17 protein-coding genes are annotated in these 20,505 nt (G+C 69.5%); 5 read left to right on the top strand and 12 right to left on the bottom strand.

What is annotated here, in order from left to right; translation table 11 throughout:
- Window positions 1-30: 30 nt before the first annotated feature.
- From dxs to dut, 5 genes are all read right to left on the bottom strand, one after another.
- The gene (gene dxs, locus QRO03_RS10325; RefSeq protein ID WP_285137417.1) at window positions 31-1,980 is read right to left on the bottom strand and encodes a 1-deoxy-D-xylulose-5-phosphate synthase; all 1,950 of its coding nucleotides are present in this window, start codon (window positions 1,978-1,980) and stop codon (window positions 31-33) included.
- A 225-nt stretch (window positions 1,981-2,205) separates the two neighbouring features.
- A complete protein-coding gene (acnA, locus tag QRO03_RS10320; RefSeq protein WP_285137416.1) occupies window positions 2,206-5,046 on the bottom strand; it encodes an aconitate hydratase AcnA in 2,841 nt (946 codons plus the stop codon).
- 133 nt (window positions 5,047-5,179) lie between these two features.
- Complete coding sequence (locus tag QRO03_RS10315; RefSeq protein ID WP_285137415.1) at window positions 5,180-5,935, bottom strand: DUF3159 domain-containing protein; 756 nt, start codon at window positions 5,933-5,935, stop codon at window positions 5,180-5,182.
- Entirely contained in the window at window positions 5,932-6,561 is a 630-nt protein-coding gene (locus QRO03_RS10310; RefSeq protein ID WP_285137414.1) for a DUF3710 domain-containing protein, read from the bottom strand. The genes QRO03_RS10315 and QRO03_RS10310 overlap by 4 nt, the downstream gene beginning before the upstream one ends.
- Complete coding sequence (dut, locus tag QRO03_RS10305; protein ID WP_285137413.1) at window positions 6,558-7,013, bottom strand: dUTP diphosphatase; 456 nt, start codon at window positions 7,011-7,013, stop codon at window positions 6,558-6,560. Before dut ends, QRO03_RS10310 begins: the two co-directional genes overlap by 4 nt.
- A gap of 12 nt (window positions 7,014-7,025) precedes the next feature.
- Here dut and QRO03_RS10300 point away from each other — a divergent pair, with 12 nt between their 5' ends.
- Window positions 7,026-7,517 carry a DUF3093 domain-containing protein gene (locus QRO03_RS10300; RefSeq protein ID WP_285137412.1) on the top strand — a complete coding sequence of 164 codons (492 nt, stop codon included), beginning with the start codon at window positions 7,026-7,028 and terminating at the stop codon, window positions 7,515-7,517.
- Here the strand turns inward: QRO03_RS10300 and QRO03_RS10295 are convergent.
- A complete protein-coding gene (locus QRO03_RS10295; RefSeq protein ID WP_055954659.1) occupies window positions 7,492-7,785 on the bottom strand; it encodes a DUF4193 domain-containing protein in 294 nt (97 codons plus the stop codon). The genes QRO03_RS10300 and QRO03_RS10295 overlap by 26 nt on opposite strands.
- Window positions 7,786-8,006: 221 nt before the next feature.
- Between QRO03_RS10295 and sepH the strand changes: the two genes are divergently transcribed.
- A complete protein-coding gene (gene sepH / locus QRO03_RS10290; RefSeq protein WP_285137411.1) occupies window positions 8,007-9,032 on the top strand; it encodes a septation protein SepH in 1,026 nt (341 codons plus the stop codon).
- A 44-nt stretch (window positions 9,033-9,076) separates the two neighbouring features.
- On the opposite strand, the gene QRO03_RS10285 is transcribed toward sepH, so the two are convergent.
- Window positions 9,077-10,195, bottom strand: a complete 1,119-nt coding sequence (locus QRO03_RS10285; protein WP_285137410.1) for an alkaline phosphatase family protein — start codon at window positions 10,193-10,195, stop codon at window positions 9,077-9,079.
- 70 nt (window positions 10,196-10,265) lie between these two features.
- On the opposite strand from QRO03_RS10285, the gene QRO03_RS10280 reads away from it, so the two are divergent.
- Window positions 10,266-12,731, top strand: a complete 2,466-nt coding sequence (locus QRO03_RS10280; protein ID WP_285137409.1) for a DNA gyrase/topoisomerase IV subunit A — start codon at window positions 10,266-10,268, stop codon at window positions 12,729-12,731.
- Between the two features lie 133 nt (window positions 12,732-12,864).
- Here the strand turns inward: QRO03_RS10280 and QRO03_RS10275 are convergent, their stop codons facing one another.
- Entirely contained in the window at window positions 12,865-14,937 is a 2,073-nt protein-coding gene (locus QRO03_RS10275) for a DNA gyrase/topoisomerase IV subunit B (RefSeq protein WP_502883034.1), read from the bottom strand.
- Window positions 14,938-15,099: 162 nt separating this feature from the next.
- Between QRO03_RS10275 and QRO03_RS10270 the strand changes: the two genes are divergently transcribed.
- On the top strand, window positions 15,100-15,318 hold the full coding sequence (locus QRO03_RS10270; protein ID WP_243499465.1) for a DUF7455 domain-containing protein: 219 nt from the start codon (window positions 15,100-15,102) through the stop codon (window positions 15,316-15,318).
- A gap of 70 nt (window positions 15,319-15,388) precedes the next feature.
- Here the strand turns inward: QRO03_RS10270 and QRO03_RS10265 are convergent, their stop codons facing one another.
- Window positions 15,389-16,420, bottom strand: a complete 1,032-nt coding sequence (locus tag QRO03_RS10265) for an alanine racemase (protein ID WP_285137407.1) — start codon at window positions 16,418-16,420, stop codon at window positions 15,389-15,391.
- A complete protein-coding gene (locus QRO03_RS10260; protein ID WP_285137406.1) occupies window positions 16,417-17,052 on the bottom strand; it encodes an alanine racemase C-terminal domain-containing protein in 636 nt (211 codons plus the stop codon). Before QRO03_RS10260 ends, QRO03_RS10265 begins: the two co-directional genes overlap by 4 nt.
- A gap of 45 nt (window positions 17,053-17,097) precedes the next feature.
- Between QRO03_RS10260 and QRO03_RS10255 the strand changes: the two genes are divergently transcribed.
- Entirely contained in the window at window positions 17,098-18,120 is a 1,023-nt protein-coding gene (locus QRO03_RS10255; RefSeq protein WP_285137405.1) for a sugar-transfer associated ATP-grasp domain-containing protein, read from the top strand.
- 223 nt (window positions 18,121-18,343) lie between these two features.
- Here the strand turns inward: QRO03_RS10255 and QRO03_RS10250 are convergent, their stop codons facing one another.
- Together QRO03_RS10250 and QRO03_RS10245 are read right to left on the bottom strand one after the other, a co-directional pair.
- A complete protein-coding gene (locus tag QRO03_RS10250; RefSeq protein ID WP_285137404.1) occupies window positions 18,344-19,042 on the bottom strand; it encodes a coenzyme F420-0:L-glutamate ligase in 699 nt (232 codons plus the stop codon).
- Complete coding sequence (locus tag QRO03_RS10245; protein WP_285137403.1) at window positions 19,039-20,367, bottom strand: RNA polymerase sigma factor; 1,329 nt, start codon at window positions 20,365-20,367, stop codon at window positions 19,039-19,041. The genes QRO03_RS10250 and QRO03_RS10245 overlap by 4 nt, the downstream gene beginning before the upstream one ends.
- Window positions 20,368-20,505: the final 138 nt, after the last annotated feature.

Here is a 20,505-nt window from a genome sequence, read left to right as displayed (position 1 = left end):
GGGTGGCGCCGCCGTCGTACGTGGACAGCTCTACGGCCGCGACTTCTCCCACTGCTCGATCGTGGGGATCGACCCTGTGGGCGTCTGCCGCGCCATGGGGATGCGGGTACCGAGCACCTGGGCGACGACGTCGTGGGCGATCTTGGATGCCGTGAGACCGGCGTCCTCGAAGATCTGCTCGCGCGTGGCGTGATCGATGAATTCGTCGGGGATGCCGAGTTCGTCGACGGCCGTGTCCACTCCCGCTTCGCGCAGCACCTGCCGCACGCGGGTGCCGACACCGCCGACGCGGATGCCGTCCTCGATGGTGATGACGAGGCGGTGGTCGCGTGCGAGGTCGACGATCGACGGCTGCACGGGGATGGCCCAGCGCGGGTCGATGACGGTCGCGCCGATGCCCTGCGCCTCGAGTCGCTCGGCGACCTCGAGGGCGAGGTGGACCATCGGGCCGATGCCGATCAACAGCACGTCTTCGCCGGCTCCGCGCCGCAGCACGTCGACGCCGTCGGGGAGACGCTCGATGGCCTCGACGTCGTCGTTCACCTTGCCCTTGGGGTAGCGCACCACGGTGGGTGCGTCCTCGACGGCCGTCGCCTCACGGAACACCTCGCGCAGGCGGGTGGCGTCGCGCGGGGCGGCGATGCGGATGCCGGGGACGAGCTGCAGCATGGCGAGGTCCCAGATGCCGTGGTGGCTCGGGCCGTCGGGGCCGGTGACGCCGGCGCGGTCGAGCACGAAGGTCACGCCCGCCTTGTGCAGCGCGACGTCCATCATGACTTGGTCGAAGGCACGGTTCATGAAGGTGGCGTAGATGGCGACGACGGGGTGCAGACCGCCGAAGGCGAGACCGGCGGCCGAGGCGACCGCGTGCTGTTCGGCGATGCCGACGTCGTAGACCCGCTCGGGGAAGCGCTCGGCGAACTGCTGCAACCCGGTGGGGCGCAGCATCGCCGCGGTCATCGCGATGACGTCGTCCCGTTCGGCGCCGACCTTCACCAGCTCTTCCGCGAAGACGTCGGTCCATTGCAGGCCGCCGCCGGCGCCGAGCGCCTCTCCGGTGATCGGGTCGATCTTGCCCACGGCGTGGAATTGGTCGGCCACGTCGCTCATGGCGGGGGCGTACCCGCTGCCCTTGTCGGTGATCGCGTGCACGATGACCGGGGCACCGTACGACTTGGCCAGCTCGAGGGTCTCGATGAGGGACTCGAAGTCGTGACCGTCGATGGGGCCGAGGTACTTGATGTCGAGGTTGCTGTAGAGCGCTTCGTTGTTCGTGAAGCGCGACAGGAAGCCGTGCGTGCCGCCGCGCACACCGCGATAGACCGCGCGGGCAGCGGGACCGAGGCGGCGGAACAGCGTGTCGGAGCCGCGGTGCAGCGTGCGGTACGCGTCGTTGGTACGCACCCGGTTGAGGTAGCGCGCCATGCCGCCGATGGTGGGGGCGTAGGAGCGGCCGTTGTCGTTGACGACGATGACGAGGTTGCGGTCGTTGTCGTCGCTGATGTTGTTGAGCGCCTCCCATGTCATCCCGCCCGTGAGGGCACCGTCGCCGACGACGGCCACGACATGCCGGTCACGGCGACCGGTGCGGCTGAAGGCGCGCGAGACACCGTCGGCCCAGCTGAGGGAGCTCGAGGCGTGGGAGGACTCCACGACGTCATGCTCGCTCTCGGAGCGCTGAGGGTAGCCCGCGAGGCCGCCGCGCGAGCGCAGGGCCGAGAAGTCCTGTCGACCGGTGAGCATCTTGTGCACGTACGACTGGTGGCCGGTGTCGAAGATGATGGGGTCGGACGGCGAGTCGAACACCTTGTGCAGGGCGATCGTCAGTTCGACGACGCCGAGGTTCGGACCGAGGTGTCCGCCGGTGCGGGCGACGTTCTCGACGAGGAACGAGCGCACCTCAGCGGCCAGCTGGCGCAACTCGTCGGGGGTGAGCGCGTCGAGGTCGCGCGGTCCATGAATGCCGGGCAGGAGAGCCATCCGACTCCTCTCGTGCGGTGCGCGCAGTGGTGCACGTCCAGATGAATTCTAGTCTCGGGGGGTGCGCCGGGCTCGGCAACGGCTTGCGGGCGGCGCTGCGACGAGAGCGTGAGTCGCCGGAAATGGTCGCCTTTGCCGTCGGCGCAGCGACTAATCCCGACGACTCACGCCGCAGACGCGAACGCGCCCCGGGGGCCGAAGCTCCCGGGGCGCGGTCAGGGTGTGTCAGACGAGCGAGCGCAGCACGTACTGCAGGATGCCGCCGTTGCGGTAGTAGTCGGCCTCACCGGGGGTGTCGATGCGGACCACGGCGTCGAACGTCACGGTCTGCTTGCCCTCGGGCGAGAACTCGCTCGGCTCGGCGGTGACCTTCACCGTCTTGGGGGTGACGCCCTCGTTCAGCTGCTCGAGGCCCTCGATCGAGATGACCTCGGTGCCGTCGAGTCCCAGCGACTTCCAGGTCTCGCCGGCGGGGAACTGCAGCGGCACGACGCCCATGCCGATGAGGTTCGAGCGGTGGATGCGCTCGAAGCTCTCGGTGATGACGGCCTTCACGCCGAGGAGCTTCGTGCCCTTCGCCGCCCAGTCGCGCGACGAGCCCGAGCCGTACTCCTTGCCGCCGAAGATGACCAGCGGGGTCTCCTGCTCCTGGTAGTTCTGGCACGCGTCGTAGATGTACGACTTCGGGCCGCCCTCCTGGGTGAAGTCTCGGGTCCAGCTGCCCTCGACGACCTGGCCGTCGTTGACGGCCGCGACCATCTCGTTCTTCAGGCGGATGTTGGCGAAGGTGCCGCGGATCATGACCTCGTGGTTGCCACGACGCGAGCCGTAGGAGTTGAAGTCCTTCTGCGCGACGCCGTGCTCGGTCAGGTACTGCGCGGCGGGGGTGCCCGCCTTGATGTTGCCGGCCGGGCTGATGTGGTCGGTCGTGACCGAGTCGCCGAGCGTGGCCATGACACGCGCCCCGGTGATGTCGCGCACCGGGTCGGGCTGCATGGTCATGCCGTCGAAGTACGGGGCCTTGCGCACGTACGTGGAGTCGGCATCCCACTCGAAGATCGGGCCGGTCGGGGTGGGCAGGTTCTTCCAGCGCTCGTCGCCCTCGAAGACGGTGGCGTACTGCTGGATGAACTGCTCGCGCGAGATCGACGCGTCGATGATGGTCTGCACCTGGTCGGGTGCGGGCCAGATGTCCTTCAGGAAGACGTCGTCGCCGTTCTGGTCGGTGCCCAGAGAGTCGGTCTCGAAGTCGAAGTTCATCGAACCGGCGAGGGCGTAGGCGACCACCAGCGGCGGGGATGCCAGATAGTTCATCTTCACGTCGGGGCTGATGCGGCCCTCGAAGTTGCGGTTGCCCGAGAGCACGGCCGTGACGGCCAGGTCGTTCTCGTTGACGGCCTCGGAGACCTCTTCGATCAGCGGGCCGGAGTTGCCGATGCAGATCGTGCAGCCGTAGCCGACGGTGTAGAAGTCGAGGCCCTCGAGCGCCTTGTCGAGACCGGACTTCTCGTAGTAATCGGTGACGACCTTCGAGCCCGGGCCGAGAGTCGTCTTGACCCACGGCTTGCGCTTGAGGCCCTTGTCGACGGCGTTCTTGGCGAGCAGGCCCGCCGCGATCATGACCGACGGGTTCGACGTGTTCGTGCAGGAGGTGATCGCAGCCAGCGTCACCGCTCCGTTGTCGAGCAGGTACGACTGACCCTCGGGGGTCGTCACCTTGATCGGGTTGGAGGCGTTGGCGGGGTGGCCGGACGAGATGAGGACGTCGCTCTCGGTGACGTGCTCGTGCTCCTCGCCGGGAACCGAACCGGGATCGGATGCCGGGAAGGTGCCGTCGACCTCGAGGTCGACGACGGAGTCGGTCACCGCGCCGCCGGCGTAGTTCAAGATGTCCTTCTCGAACTGCGACTTGGCCTCGGAGAGCAGGATGCGGTCCTGCGGACGCTTCGGGCCGGCGATCGAGGGGACCACCGTCGACAGGTCGAGCTCCATGAACTCGCTGAAGGCGAGCTCGCGGTCGGGGTCGTGCCAAAGCTTCTGCTCCTTGGCGTACGCCTCGACGAGCTCGAGGGTCTGCTCGTCGCGGCCCGTCAGGCGCAGGTAGTCGATCGTCACGTCGTCGATGGGGAACATGGCGGCGGTCGAGCCGAACTCGGGGCTCATGTTGCCGATGGTGGCGCGGTTGGCCAGGGGCACCGAGGCGACGCCCTCGCCGTAGAACTCGACGAACTTGCCGACGACGCCGTGCTTGCGGAGCATGTCGGTGATGGTGAGCACGACGTCGGTCGCCGTGACGCCCGCGGGGATCTCGCCCGAGAGCTTGAAGCCGACGACGCGCGGGATGAGCATCGACACGGGCTGGCCGAGCATGGCCGCCTCGGCCTCGATGCCGCCGACGCCCCAGCCGAGCACGCCGAGGCCGTTGACCATCGTGGTGTGCGAGTCGGTGCCGACGCAGGTGTCGGGGTAGGCGCGCAGGACGCCGTCGACCGTGCGGTCGTAGATGACCTTGGCGAGGTGCTCGATGTTGACCTGGTGCACGATGCCGGTGCCCGGGGGGACGACCTTGAAGTCGTCGAAGGCGGTCTGGCCCCAGCGCAGGAACTGGTACCGCTCGCCGTTGCGCTCGTACTCGATCTCGACGTTGCGCTCGAGGGCGTTCTCGCTGCCGAAGAGGTCGGCGATCACCGAGTGGTCGATGACCATCTCGGCGGGCGAGAGCGGGTTGATCTTGTTGGGGTCGCCGCCGAGGGCGGTCACGGCCTCGCGCATGGTGGCGAGGTCGACGATGCAGGGGACGCCCGTGAAGTCCTGCATCACCACGCGCGCGGGGGTGAACTGGATCTCGGTGTCGGGGTCGGCCGTGGGCACCCACGAACCGAGCGCCTGGATCTGCTCCTTGGTGACGTTGGCGCCGTCCTCCGTGCGCAGCAGGTTCTCGAGCAGAACCTTGAGGCTGAAGGGGAGCTTCTCGTGACCGGCGACCGTGTCGATACGGAAGATCTCGTAGTCGGTGCTGCCGACTGTCAGGGTGCTTTTTGCACCGAAGCTGTCAACCGTGGACACGATCGTCTCCTTCGTCGGCGAATGCGCAGGCGTGGGCCCGCTGCTTCCCATCTTCCCCGCGCTGCGAGGCCGATTCCAGGAAGGTCGACCTAACCGCGCGGAGCGACGGATTTATCTTGATGTCAAGATAATATCAGGACTCTCGGCGAGGTGAGAGAGAACGCACCACGAGCCACGTCACCGCGAGCATCGGGGCGAACAGGGGCAGACCCATCACGATCTTCAACGTGCCGAGCGCGGTCACGTCGCCCGCGAAATACAGCGGCAGTTGCACGATCAGGCGCGCGGCGAACAGGGCCGCCCACGCGAGCGAGAGCCACGTGTACGCCCGACGCTTGCGAGGGTCGCTGCGCCAGCGCGTGCCCTCCCCCAGCAGGTAGCCCGCGGCCAGACCGATCAGCGGCCAGCCGACCAGCGCCGACACGAGGAATGCCGTGCCGTAGGCGCCGTTGGTGAAGAAGCCGAAGACGAAGTTGTCCTGCCCGCGACCCGTCACGAGCGCGAGCACCGCGGCGCCGGCCGTCGCGAGCAGGCCGCCGATCGCTGCACTCGGCGGCGACTTGGCGATGAGCCTCGCGAGGGTGAACACGACGGCGAGGCCCACCGATACGCCGAGGCTCAGCCAGAGATTGCCCTGGCGTGTCTCGGGATCGATGGTGAGCGTGAACAGCACGACGAACGCCAGCGAGGGCAGAACCGATTCGAGGATGCCGCGCACCCCGCCCATCGCCGACCACACGGCCGCACCGGTCGAGCCGTGCTGGGCCGGGTCGAGGCCGGCGCGCCGCGCGGCGCTCCCGAGAGCGGCCCCCATGGTCTCCGCGGCGGTGGGCGGCTCGAGCGGAACGCGGTCGCGGTCGGCCGAGGGCCGGTTCGGGTCGTCGCTCATGCGGTGCCGGTGGTGCCCGGCATCCGGAGCGGGATCAGATCGCGCGGCGGCATGGGCGAGGTGCCGCGCACGACGACGATCGATCGGAACAGGTCCTCGACCGCGGCCGCGGCCTCGATGTCGCTGGTCGCCGCCCCTCCGACGACTCCGCGCAGGAACCAGCGCGGGCCGTCGACGCCGACGAAACGGGCGAGACGCTGCGAGGCGACGTCGGCACCGGCCATGACGGGCACCTCGGCGAGCAGCTCGGGTCCGAGCGGGCCTTCTCGCTCCTCGACGCGGCCACCCTGCTGCTTCACCTGCTGACGGATCTGCTCGCGCGTCTCTTCCCACAGGCCGCTCGTGCGCGGGGCGGCGAAAGGCTGCACCTGAAGGGTCGAGTCGGCGTAGTCGAGGCCGACGGCGACGATGCGCTTGGTCTGCTCCTCGACCTCGAGGCGGAGGTTCAGGCCCTCGCGGGGCAGGATCTTGATGCCGCCGAGGTCGATGTAGGGGCGCACGGGGTTCGCTTCGGCCTCGTCGAAGGGCCCGGCGCTCTCGCGGTCGAGCGGCGCGCTCTTGGCGGGCGGGGCGAGGTCGGTCGCGGGCTGCTCCCCCTCGGGGGTGGTCTGCGTCTCATCGGTCATCGGGTGCTCCCTTGCAAGCTCTGGTATCCGCTCGATCCGAAGCCGCCGTCGCCGCGCGCGCTGTCGGGAAGGTCGTCGACGGGGACGAAGCGCACGGGCGGGACGGGCAACACGATCAACTGGGCGATGCGGTCGCCGACCGCGATGTCATAGGCCTCGTCGAGGTCGGTGTTCAAAAGCGCCACCTTGATCTCGCCGCGATAACCGGCGTCGATCGTGCCGGGCGCGTTGACGATGGTGATGCCGTGTTTGGCGGCGAGGCCGCTGCGCGGAACGACGAAGGCCGCGTGTCCCTGCGGGAGGGCGATCCGCACACCCGTCGACACGAGCGCGCGGCGACCGGGTTCGAGACGAACGGCCTCGGCGGCGGTCAGGTCGGCACCGGCGTCACCCGGGTGGGCGAAGACCGGGGGCTCGGATGCGACAATGAGGACGTCCACCGTTTCGGTCACCCCACGAGGGTAATGCAGAAGAGGGGGTGCGGCATCCGCACCGCAGCCGAGTATCGCGAGCGTCTGAGTCCGTCCCTGTGGGCGCTGGTCGCCGCCGCCGTGTGCGGGCCCATGGCCGCCGTGGTCTTCTCGCCGCTCGACACCACCCTTGCCCTGTTCATCGGGCTGGTCGTGTCGGTGGCGATCGTGGTGGCGCTGCTCGCCCTGTCGCCGGTCGTGGAGGTGCGAGACGGCGAACTGCGCGCCGGTCGCGCGCACATTCCCGTCGACCTGCTCGGCGAGCCCGTCGGCGTCGTGGCCGAGGAAGCCCGCACCGCCCGCGGAAGCGGGCTGGACCGTCGGGCGTGGCATGTCATCCGCGGCGGGATCGACGGGATCGTCATCGTGCCGGTGACCGATTCCGACGACCCGACCCCGATGTGGGTCATCTCGACCCGCACGCCGGATCGCCTGGTGGCGGCGATCCAGCGCGCTCAGGTCAGGCTGCGCACTCCAGGCAGATGAAGCCGGGGCCGCTCTCTTCAGCGATCTGGGAGCGGTGCTTCACGAGGAAGCAGCTCATGCAGGTGAACTCGTCCTCCTGCGGGGGAAGGACGACGACATCGAGCTCGATGTCGGAGAGGTCGGCGCCGGGCAGTTCGAAGCCCGAGGGGTTGTCGGCATCCTCGTTGTCGATCGACCCCGACGCCTTGTCGGGCACGCGCTCCTTGAGGGCCTCGATCGACTCGCTGTCGTCCTCGGTCTTGCGCGGTGCGTCGTAATCGGTTGCCATGCGTGAAGGTCTCTACTTCCGGATTTCGTGGTGCTGTGCCCCATCGGGTGCCCGATCGGGCGGCCATAGTTTGCATGACGCGTCTTCGATAAGCAAATGCTCGCGGAGGGGTATGCGTGCCGGGCGAGGCGTGAAACTCGCGGCGCGCCCGCGATATTCCCGAAAGCACGCGGTGGGCATGTCAGCATGGGCGCTGACCGCAGATCGGAGGGGTGTTTCGCATGGAACAGCTCAAAGTCATCGGAACCGAGGATGACGTCCTCGTCGTGGCGACCCAGGCCGGCGAACGCTTCGCCCTCGCACTCGACGAGGTGCTGCGCGTGGAAGCGCGCCGCGCGCGCCGGGATCGCGAAGACGACGACCGCGCCCCGCGACCCAGCCCCCGCGAGATCCAGGCGCACATCCGGGCCGGCATGTCCGCCCGCGAGGTGGCGTCTCTGTTGAACGCGCGCATCGAAGACATCCAGCGCTTCGAGGGCCCTGTGCTCGCCGAGCGCGAGCACGTCGTCAGCCAGGCCCTCGCCGTGCCGGTGCTGCTCGGTGGCACGATCGAGCACGACGCCCCGATCACCTTCGGCGCGGCCGTCCGCGCCAAGCTCTCCGAGGCGGCCGCCTCGGCCGAGCGGTGGACGAGCTGGAAAGAGGGCGCGAGCTGGCTGGTGAAGCTCGAGTTCACCGCCAACGGCGTCGACCACGATGCCCGCTGGGGATTCGATCCCCGCCGGAGCACGCTCTCGCCCCAGAACGCCGACGCGATCCAGCTCTCGCGCCAGGGCTCGCTGCCCGAGGGCCTCATCCCGCGCCTGCGCGCCCTCGACACCGTGCAGAAGGACGACTCGCGCTTCGACAGCGGGTCCTTCGGGCCGCGCCGCCTCGACATCGAGGACGAACCGGGCGTGGAGGCCACGGGACCGGTCGCCCCGGCCGTGCAGGCGGCCGCGATCAAGCGCGCCCCCGACGCCCCTGTGACGTCGGCCGAGACCGCCGATCTGCTCGAGGCGCTCCGTCGCCGCCGCGGACAACGCGAACCGTTGCCCGGCATCGCCGAGGTCGAGCCGGAGGCGCGCCCGTCGGGTCCCCCGGTGGCGCTGTTCGACGCGGTCGAGCCGGGGCTCGTCGAGGACTCCGTCACGCCGACGCCCGAGCCGGAACGTCCGCAGGCCGACTCGGCCCGCCGTGCCAAGGGACGCCCCTCGATGCCCTCGTGGGACGAGATCGTCTTCGGCGCACGGTCCGACGAGAGCTGACGGCGCGCGGTCGACGGATGCCGGGCCTCCGGCATCCGGGGGTCTCAGGCGAACGCGCCGAGGCGCAGGAGCGGGACCGTGCGCTCCTCGTCGGTGAGGGAGCCGTGCTGGCCCACCATGCGCTGCGGCCGCTTGTCGGCCTCGCGGTCGTCGTAGTAGGCGAAACGCCCGCGCGCGGCGACCAACACATCGCCGATGCGAGGACGCACCTCGTCGTCGACCGCGCCGAAGAGACCGGCTGAGATCGCTTCGTCGCGCGTCATGACCCAGGCGCGGCCGGCCTCGCGCTCTTTCCACGCCGTGGCCACGGCATCCGCGTGTCCGTCGTCGGCGTAGAGGTGGAGCATGCGCGGCTCCCCGCCGATGAGCGCGACGCCCTCGAGCAGGGGGTCGCCCTCGCGCAGCAGGACGTGCTTGTGCGCGGGCACGTCGACCATGCCGTGATCGGCGGTGACGAGCACGCCGGTGCGCGGATCGATGGCCTCGGCGAGTCGGCGGGCGGCGCTGTCGACGCGCTCGAGCGCGTCCGTCCATCGGTCGGACTCCCAGCCGTCACGGTGCCCGGCGGTGTCGAGCTCGGGAGCGTAGAGGTAGGTGATCGAACCCGGATGCCGAGCGGCCAGGTCGGCCGCGATAGCCACCCGCTCGTCGAGATCGTCGGAGGGGAGGAACGCCGCGCCCCGCAGTGTCGCCTCGGTGAAGCCGCTCGCGGTGTACATCGGCTTGGAGACGACGAACGCGCGATCGGCGAGGGTCGCGAAGAGCGGCTCGCGACGCTGCCAGGTATGCGGATCGAGGCCGTCGGTCTCCCATCCGTGGAGCTGGTTGGAGGCGATCGGCGTGCCGGGGATCCTCGTGCGATAGCCGACGATGCCGTGCGCCCCGGGGTCGGCCCCCGTCAGGAGACTGGTGAGCGCTGCGGCCGTGGTCGAGGGGAAGACGGTCCGCGCGACGTCGCGACGACCACCGGCGGCGGCCAGGAACCGCGCGTGACCGCGACGTGCGGCCAGGTTGTGCGCGCCGAGACCGTCCACGAGGAAGACGATCACGCTGCGCGCGGGCGCGAACCACTCGGACGCCCCGTCGATCGCCGCGACGGACTGCGTCAGGACACCGGTGAGGCTCCGAGAGCGTGGCGGGTCCGCCGGTAAGCTGAGTGACATCGGGGCAAGTCTTCCACACGGCTCCCGATTCCCGTCCGTCCCGGACGCCCGTCCGACACGAGGCCCTCCTATGCCCGATTCCCGTTCCTCCTCCGCCGCGACGTCGCCCGTCGTCGAGCGCATCGAAGACGTCGATGTCTCGACCGAGATGCAGGGGTCGTTCCTCGAGTACGCCTACTCGGTCATCTACTCGCGAGCACTCCCCGACGCCCGAGACGGCCTCAAGCCCGTGCAGCGCCGCATCCTGTACCAGATGGCCGAGATGGGCCTGCGGCCCGACCGCGGTCACGTCAAGAGCGCCCGCGTCGTCGGCGAGGTCATGGGAAAGCTGCACCCCCACGGCGATGCGCCCATCTACGACGCCCTGGTGCGCCTCGCGCAACACTTCACGCTCCGCGTGCCCCTGGTCGACGGCCATGGCAACTTCGGCTCGCTCGACGACGGCCCGGCGGCCTCGCGTTACACCGAGGCGCGCCTCGCTCCCCCGGCACTGGCCCTCACCGAGAACCTCGACGAAGACGTCGTCGACTTCATCCCGAACTACGACGGCCAATTCCAGCAACCCGAAGTACTGCCTGCGGCCTTCCCCAACCTCCTCGTGAACGGGGCGACGGGCATCGCGGTCGGCATGGCCACCAACATGGCTCCGCACAACCTCATCGAGGTCGTGGCGGCAGCGATCCACCTGCTCCAGCATCCGGATGCCACGGTGGAGGAGCTCATGGAGTTCGTCCCCGGCCCCGACCTGCCCACGGGCGGCATCATCGTCGGGCTCGACGGCATCAAGGACGCCTACACGAACGGTCGCGGCACTTTCCGCACGCGTGCGAAGGCGTCGATCGAGTCGCTCGGCCCGCGTCGCACGGGCATCGTCATCACGGAACTCCCCTACCTCGTCGGTGCGGAGCGGGTGATCGAGAAGATCAAAGACGCCGTGCAGGCGAAGAAGCTGGCCGGTATCGCCGACGTCACCGACCTCTCCGACCGCCACCACGGTCTGCGCTTGGTCATCGGCATCAAGACCGGGTTCGACCCGAAGGCCGTCCTCGAACACCTCTACCGGCTCACGCCGCTCGAGGACTCGTTCGGCATCAACAACGTCGCGCTGGTCGACGGGCAGCCGCAGACCCTGGGGCTGCGCGACCTCCTTCGCGTGTACCTCGATCACCGCATCCGCGTCGTCACGCGCCGCAGCGAGTACCGCCTCGCCCGCCGGCGCGAACGGCTGCACCTCGTCGAGGGCCTGCTCATCGCCATCCTCGACATCGACGAGGTCATCCAGGTCATCCGCTCCTCCGACGACGGCGAACAGGCCCGCACGAAGCTGCAGGAGGTGTTCGACCTCTCGCACCCGCAGGCGGAGTACATCCTCGAGTTGCGTCTGCGGCGACTGACGAAGTTCTCGCGCATCGAGCTCGAAGCCGAGCGCGACCAGTTGAACGCCGAGATCGCACAGCTCGTCGAGTTGCTCGGCAGCGAGACGCTGCTGCGACAGCAGGTGGCTCGAGAACTGGATGCCGCGGCCGAGGCGTACGGCACTCCTCGACGGACCCTGCTGCTCAACGGCGGACCCGTGCAGCCCCGCTCGGCCAAGGCCGCCGCCGCCGCGGACCTGCAGATCGCCGACGCCCCCTGCCGCGTCTACCTGTCGGCCACCGGCCGCATGGTGCGGGCCGAGCTCGTCGCCGACGCCCCGGGAGGCGGGGTGGTCGCGCCCACCCGCCGCTCGAAGCACGACGCGATCCGCTCGGCCGTCGACACCACCACGCGGGGCGACGTCGGCGCCGTCACCTCGGCCGGGCGCCTGGTGCGCTTCTCCCCCGTCGACCTCCCCTCGGTGCCGGCCAATTCGGTGCAGGTTGCCGCGGGCATGAAGGTCGAGCAATACCTGGCGCTCGGCAAGGGCGAAACGGTCGTCGGCCTCGTTCCCCTGACCGACGGACCCACCATCGCCCTCGGTACCGAACAGGGTGTGGTCAAGCGTGTCGCGGCGAGCGAACTGGGCACGAAGGACGAGATCGAGATCATCGCGCTGCGCGAGGGTGACCGCGTCGTCGGAGCCGCCCCCGCGGGCGACAACGCGGAGCTGGTGTTCGTCGCCGACGACGCGCAACTGCTGCGCTTCGACGCGTCGTCCGTGCGGCCTCAGGGTCGCTCGGCGGGGGGTATGGCCGGCATCCGCCTGTCGGACGGAGCGCGCGCCATCGCCTTCGCCGTCGTGGGGGCGTCGGCGTTCGACGCCGTCGTGGTCACCGTGGCCGGCTCGTCGGCCGCTCTCGCGGGAACCGACGCCGGCAGCGCGAAGGTCTCGGCCTTCACGGAGTTCCCCGCGAAGGGACGCGCCACCGGCGGTGTGCGCGCGCAGCGCCTTCTGCGCGGCGAGGATGCGCTGGTGCTCGCATGGGTCGGAACCGAACCGCGCGCGGTGGGGACGGATGGCTCGGTGCGGGCGCTGCCGGAGCCGGGTGCGAAGCGCGACGCGTCGGGCCAGCCCCTCGACGCGTCGGTGGGCGCGATCGGCACCGTCGTCCGCTGATCGATCCGGTCGCAACCGGCGTGCATGAAGCAGTGCGCGCGATGGCGGGCGGCGCGGAGGGCATGACGCTACGCGCCGCCTCGGAACGGAGCGCCGGGCGGTGGCGCGGCGGGGCGTAGGTCGCCCGCCGTGATCAGACGTCGATGCTCTCGCGCGCCAGGCGGTCGCTGGAGTGCACGATGAACTCGCGGCGCGGCGCGACCTCGCTGCCCATCAGCAGGTCGAACACCTGGGCTGCGCCCTCGATGTCCTGCACGCGGACGCGACGGAGCGTGCGCCCGGCGCGGTCCATGGTGGTCGTCGCGAGCTGGTCGGCATCCATCTCGCCGAGGCCCTTGTACCGCTGAATCGGTTCCTGCCAGCGCTTGTTGGACTTCTTGAGGCGAGCGAGCAGGGTGTGCAGCTCCTGCTCGCTGTACGTGTAGATCGTCTCGTTGGGCTTGGAGCCCGGGTTCATCACGATGACGCGGTGCAGCGGCGGCACCGCCGCGAAGACCCGCCCGGCCTCGACCAGCGGGCGCATGTAACGGAAGAACAGCGTCAGCAGCAGGGTGCGGATGTGCGCGCCGTCGACGTCGGCGTCGCTCATGAGGATGATCTTGCCGTAACGGGCGGCGCTGAGGTCGAAGGACCGACCCGAACCCGCCCCGATGACCTGGATGATCGAGGCGCACTCCGCGTTCGACAGCATGTCGCTGATCGACGCCTTCTGGGTGTTGAGGATCTTGCCGCGGATGGGCAGCAGGGCCTGGTACTCGCTGTTGCGTGCGTCGCGCGCGGTGCCGAGGGCGGAGTTGCCCTCGACGATGAACAGCTCGGAGTTCTCGACGTCGTTCGAGCGGCAGTCGACGAGCTTCGACGGCAGCGACGAAGACTCCAGCGCGTTCTTGCGGCGCTGCGTCTCTTTGTGCGTGCGGGCCGAGATGCGCGCCTTCATCTCGGACACGATCTTCTCGAGCAACTGTGCGGTCTGCGCCTTGTCGTCGCGCTTGGGCGAGGCGAACCGCTCCGCGAGTTCTTTCTGGACGACGGATGCCACGATCTGGCGGACAGCGGGAGTGCCCAGCACCTCTTTGGTCTGCCCCTCGAACTGCGGCTCGGGCAGGCGCACGGTCAACACGGCGGTGAGACCAGCGAGCAGGTCGTCTTTCTCGACCTTGTCGTTTCCGACCTTGAGCTTGCGGGCATTCTGCTCCACCTGCGTGCGCAGCACCTTCATCAGGCCCAGCTCGAAGCCCTGCTGGTGGGTCCCGCCCTTGGGCGTGGCGATGATGTTGACGAAGGAGCGCGACGTGGTGTCGTAACCGGTCCCCCAGCGCACCGCGATGTCGACCTCGCATTCGCGCTGCACCTCGGTCGGCACCATCGACCCCCCGCTCTGCAGCACCGGCACGGTCTCGGTGAACGTTCCGGTGCCGTTCAGGCGCCAGGTGTCGGTGACCGCGGCGTCGGGGGCCAGGAACTCCGCGAACTCCGAGATGCCCCCATCGAAGCGGTAGCTGGTCTCGACGGGTTCCTCCGAGCGCTCGTCGACCACCACCAGCTCGAGCCCGGGCACGAGGAACGCCGTCTGGCGCACGCGCTGCACGAGTTCGTCGTGGCCGAAGGCGGCGTCCTTCGTGAAGATCTGCCGGTCGGCCCAGTAGCGGATGCGTGTACCGGTGACACCGCGCGGCGCTTTGCCGACGACCCGCAGCTCGCTGCTGCGCTCGAACGGCGTGAAGGGCGCGTCAGGGCCGTCGCCGGCGAAGAGACCGGGCTCGCCACGGTGGAACGACATCGCGTGGGTCTTGCCGCCGCGGTCGACCTCGACGTCGAGGCGCTCCGACAGCGCGTTCACGACCGACGCACCGACACCGTGCAGACCACCGGATGCCGCGTAGGAGCCGCCCCCGAACTTGCCTCCGGCGTGGAGCTTGGTGAAGACCACCTCGACACCCGTCAGACCGGTGCGTGGTTCGACGTCGACGGGGATGCCGCGCGCCCGGTCGCGCACCTCGACACTGCCGTCGGAGTGCAGCACGATGTCGATGCGGGCGCCGTGTCCGGCGAGGGCTTCGTCGACGGAGTTGTCGATGATCTCCCAGAGGCAGTGCATGAGACCGCGGGAGTCCGTGGAGCCGATGTACATCCCGGGGCGCTTGCGCACGGCTTCGAGGCCCTCGAGGACCTGCAGGTGGTGGGCGGAGTACTCGGACGTCACGATCTCCCAGCGTAATCGGGGCCACCGACATCGACTTGCAGACACACAGCGAGGTGGGGTCACCGTACGCGCACAGCGAAATGTGATCAAGGCGCGGCATAGGGGAAACATCCGCGTGGTTGTATATGGAGACTCGCCCACGACCACATGAGGAGGGCACCCGAGATGACCACCACGACCGCACCCGACGCGACTGTTCTCGACCACCGTCTGACGGCGGCGGACCGCTGTGACTCCTGCGGCGCGCAGGCGTACATCGCCGCCGAGGTCAACGGCAGCGAACTGCTGTTCTGCGCACACCACGGCCGCAAGTACGAAGAGAAGCTGCGCAGCATCGCCACCTCGTGGCACGACGAGACCGCACGTCTCTCGTCCGCCGACTGAGCCCTCGCATCAGATCGGGCCCCGGCCGCTTCCTCGGAAGCGGAACGGGGCTCTTCTGCGTTGTGGGGCGCTACCCCGTGTAGACCCGGGGCAGTGAGGGTGAGACGCGCAACGCGATCTCCTCACCGATCGTGTCGATCATCTCCGCGAGGTCGGTCGCGCTGTGCAACGCCCCTCGCCCGAAGACGGTGATCTCGTCGCCGCGGCGGGCGCCCTCCCACGGCGCGACGACGCTGTGAGTCGCATCGATGACCTCGAGGCTGCGGGGACCTGCGGGGGTGGCCACGTCGAAGTGCCCGGAGAGAGTGCTCGGCAGGCCGTGCAGGCTGCCCACGTCGAGGTGCACGCCCGCGGGGTCGACGGCGGTCACGGTCGCGACCAGGGCCGCGATCGGCTCGATGCCGAGCTCGGCTTCGCCGGGGCCACCGGCGGGACGGATGCCGTACGAGAACGCCCCCACCCGGACGAGGTCTTCGCGGAACTCGCCGCGGGCGAATCCGGCGGCACTGGCGGCCAGGTGCGAGAACCGCGGCTCGAGGCCCGCAGCGCGCGCCGCGCGGCGCGCCGCGAGGAACAGCGCGCGGGCGTCGTCGTCGTCGGCATCCGAAGCCTCCGAGATGTGCGACCAGATCCCCTCGAAGACCGCGCGACCGTCGGCGACGAGGGCGGCCGTCCGGGCGAGGGCGGCGTCCCACCGCTCGGGCCGGATGCCGTTGCGGTGAAGACCGGTGTCGATCTTCAGGTGCACGCGGGCCGGGCCCGCCGTGAGGGTGCCGAGGTCGTCGAGCAGGCCTTCGTCGCCGATGCCGAGGTCGAGGTCGGCGGCCACCCCGGCCTCGAGGTCGTCGACCCCGCCGATGAGCCAGACGAAGATGCGGGCGTCGGCGCCGACCACCGCGCGCACCGCGGCCCCGGTGACGACGTCGAAGGCGCCGAACCAGCGGACGCCCTCGTCCCACGCCCGTCGCACGAGCACCTCGAGTCCGTGGGCGTACGCGTCATCCTTGACGACGAGCATGTGGGCGGCAGGTGCCACGGCCTCGCGCACGCGGCGGAGATTACGGGCGAATGCGTCGAGGTCGACGCGGTAGACGGCGCTCACGCCGACACCCGGCGATCGGCGCGCGCCCCCACGGCGGCGACGATCTCTGCCGCGCTCCAGCCCGTGGCGTCCGTCCACTCGTCGAGGGAGGGGTGGCCTGCTGCCGGATCACCGAAGAAGACGACCTCGGCGCCGCGCGGGATCGGGGTGGCACCGACGTCGACGACGCAGACGTCCATCGCCACGCGTCCCACGATCGGGTGGCGTCGCCCCTCGATCGCCACGGTGGCGGCGTCGCCGAGGGAGCGCACGACGCCCTGCGCGTATCCGCCCGTGACGAGCGCCACGGTCGTGTCGGCGTGCGCGCGGTGGGTGTAGCCGTACGAGACGCCCTCGCCGCGCAGCAGCGGCTTGGTCCCCAGGGCACGCCCGCGCAGCGAGAGGACGGGCGTCGCGCCGGAACCCGGGAGGCCGTACAGGATCGTGGCGTCCAGGGTCGTGGCATCCATCCCCAGATCGTCGAGCACGGATGCCACCCACTCGGCGCCGTGGCCCCAGCCGTCGGCGGCCAGCACGTCGTCGTGACCGCCCGTCGCCCGCGCCGCGTTGCGGCGCAGCGCGGCCTCGGAGACGAGGGCCACCGGCGCCACCGTCCCGGCCCCGGGCGTGCGGGCAGGGAGCGTGGAGGTCACACATCTAGACTAACGGGGTCCGTCGTCCCCGACCCCGGAGCGTGCATGCCTACCCAGGGCTTCTCCCCCGTCACCCGTCTGCGCTACCTCGCCGGACGTGCCCGCCGTATCGACGTGGGCTCGGTGATCGAACGAGCCAAAGAGGCCTCGGCGCAGCACGGCAAGTCGCTGCCGCTCGTCGTGGCCGACATGCTCTTCCAGGCGGGCGTGAAGAACGTCGGGTTCCAGGACTACATCGACTACGACTTCGCGATCCTCACCCCGGCCGAGCGTGCGACCTACATGACGCACCCGGTGTCGAATCAGATCTCGCAGAAGTACGACCACCCCGACTATCGCGGGATCTTCCAGGACAAGGTGGCCTTCGACCGGCGCTTCAGCGAGTTCCTCCGCCGCGAGTGGATGGTGGTGGAAGCCGGCAACGCCGACGAGCTGCGCGCCTTCGCCGAGCGCCTGGGCACCGTCGTCACCAAAGAGCCCGTCGGGCAGGCGGGCACCGGTGTGCACCGCTACCACGCCGCCGAGGTCTCGGACTGGGACGCCTTCCACCGCGGTCTGCTCGAGCGCGGCGAGATCCTCGTCGAGGAGGTCATCCGCCAGCACGACGACCTCGCGGCCGTCTGCCCCGGGACCGTCAACACCACGCGCGTCACGGCCTTCTTCGACGGCCGGACGACGCACATCCTCGCGATGGCGCAGAAGTTCGGCCGCGGCGCGGTCAGCGACCAGATGACTTTCGGCGGCTTCTACACGATGCTCGACGACCGCGGCCGTGCGCTCGGCGCCGGCTACGACTCCCACGGGCACGTGCACGAGCTGCACCCCGATTCGGGCGTCCGCATCGCCGACTTCCAGCTGCCGCTCATCGACGAGGTCAAGGCGTTCGTCGACCAGGTCGCGCGTGTCGTGCCGCAGGTGCAGTACGTCGGCTGGGACATCGTCGTCGGACCCGACGGCCCCGTGCTCGTCGAGGGCAACTGGGGCGCGGGCGTCTACGAGAACAAGCCGAGCGTGACGGGTATCCGCACCGGTCACAAACCCCGTTATCAGGCGGCCATCGGGTTCTGATCCCGGATGACGCGAAGGCCCGCTCCCGAGAGGGGGCGGGCCTTCGACGTGATCCGATGGCTTCGACAGGCTCAGCGACCTGGGTGGGAGGGCCGGGCGTTCCGGACCCTTCGACAGGCTCAGCCACCCCACGCGGGAGGATCCAGAGCCTGCCGAAGGGTCGCACCCCGGGAACACGGAAGGCCCGTCCCGGCGAACGGGACGGGCCTTCCAGATGTCTCTGTCAGCCGTGGCGGACGATGCCCAGCGGCGTGGACTCGTGTCCCTGGCCCAGCGGGTTGTCTTTCAAGATGGCGACGAGTCGCTTCTCTCCCGCTTTGTCCATCGTCGAACCGAGGATGTTGCCACCCAGGTCGTTGATGTCGACGACGGCGACCTGGAGGTCGCCACCGAGCAGCGACTTCAGTCGCGCGGCGACCTCACGAGGACGGTCCGGCCCGAGCACCACGGCCTGGTTGTACGGCGGGATCGTGCCCGAGGTGGGACCGTCGATCGCGCGCGCCTTGTCGCCGGCGATGCGGTAGAAGTCGCCCTTTCGTCCCACTGCCTTCGTCACGGCCGAGACGGCCGCGGCGAGCAGGATGCGGGGCGTGCCGCACTCGCGGAGCGCCATCTCCATCGTCTCGGGCATGCCGAGTCCGATGCCGTACGGCGTACGGGTGACGTACTTCGACAGGAACAGCGCGAGCTTGCGGGGCTTGATGCTGTCGAGCTTGTACGAGCGCCCCTGCGTGATCGCGACGATCTTCTCTGTGACGAACAGCAGGTCTCCCGGCTGAACGGCATCCTTCGCGTACTCGAGGATGAAGGCGTCGAGGTCGTCACCCGGCATGACGACCCGCGTACGGATCGGGATGCGGGCGTACGAGGTGCCCTCGACGGTGCGGGTGAGCGCCTTGCCGGCGTTGGCCTCGCCGCTCATTCGAGGTAGTCCCGCAGCGACTGCGAACGGCTCGGGTGACGCAGCTTCGCCATGGTCTTCGACTCGATCTGGCGGATGCGCTCGCGCGTGACGCCGAACGTGTCACCGATCTGGTCGAGGGTCTTGGGCTGACCGTCTCCTAGGCCGAAGCGCATGCGGATCACACCCGCCTCGCGCTCGCTGAGCGAATCGAGGAGCGACTCCAGCTGACGCTGCAGCATCGTGAAGCCCACCGCGTCGGCGGGGACGACGGCCTCGGTGTCCTCGATGAGGTCACCGAACTCGCTGTCGCCGTCTTCACCGAGGGGGGTGTGCAGGGAGATCGGCTCGCGACCGTACTTCTGCACCTCGATGACCTTCTCGGGGGTCATGTCGAGCTCGCGGCTGAGCTCCTCGGGCGTGGGTTCGCGACCGAGATCCTGCAGCATCTGACGCTGGACGCGCGCGAGCTTGTTGATGACCTCGACCATGTGCACCGGGATGCGGATGGTGCGGGCCTGGTCGGCCATCGCGCGAGTGATCGCCTGACGGATCCACCAGGTGGCGTAGGTCGAGAACTTGAAGCCCTTGGTGTAGTCGAACTTCTCGACCGCACGGATCAGGCCCAGGTTGCCCTCCTGGATGAGGTCGAGGAACTGCATGCCGCGGCCGGTGTAGCGCTTGGCGAGCGAGACGACCAGGCGCAGGTTGGCGCCCAGCAGGTGGCTCTTGGCACGCTGACCGTCGCGGGCGACCCACTGGAGGTCGAGACCGAGCTGGTTCGTCTTCTCGGCCGCCGACATGTTCGACAGCTTCTCTTCGGCGAACAGGCCCGCCTCGATGCGCATGGCGAGCTCGACCTCTTCGGCCGCGTTCAGCAGCGGGACTTTACCGATCTGCTTCAGGTAGTCCTTGACCGGGTCGGCCGTCGCGCCGGTGATCTGCGCCGAGTAGACGGGGACGTCGTCTTCGTCGCTCGAGGAGATGACGATCGCGCCCTGGGGCAGAGCCTCGGCGGGCGCGGCCGGGGCGTCTTCGTCGTCATCGTCGTCGGTCTTCTTCGCGTCGCCCTTGGCGGCCTCGTCGGAGTCCTCGGAGTCGTCGCTGTCGTCGGCCTCGAGCGTGACCTCGGCCTCTTCGTCGACCTCTTCGTCTTCGTCGAGGTCGTCGTCCTTCTTGGCCTTCGTCTTCGCCTTGGCCGGCGCGGCCTTGGCCTTGGCGGGGGCCTTCTTCGCGGGAGCCTTCTTCGCGGTCGTCGTCGTCGACGCCGTCACGGTCTCCTCGGAGTTCTCGAGCTCGGCGTCCTTCGCACTCCGGGAGCGGGTCTTGGTTGTCGTGCCTGCCACGTTTCGCCTTTCACCGGGAACGTACGTTGCACGGCCGCCGGTCGTTCTCGGACACTAGTAAGACCCTTGTCAAGTCCCGATCCGAGGAGCGGGGGCTCCTGGACCGGTTGACAACGGGTCAGGTTCTTCATTGTCTCA

It is taken from the genome of Microbacterium sp. lyk4-40-TSB-66 (assembly GCF_030209475.1).
Taxonomy (GTDB): domain Bacteria; phylum Actinomycetota; class Actinomycetes; order Actinomycetales; family Microbacteriaceae; genus Microbacterium.
This window is presented reverse-complemented; position numbering and strand designations above follow the sequence as displayed.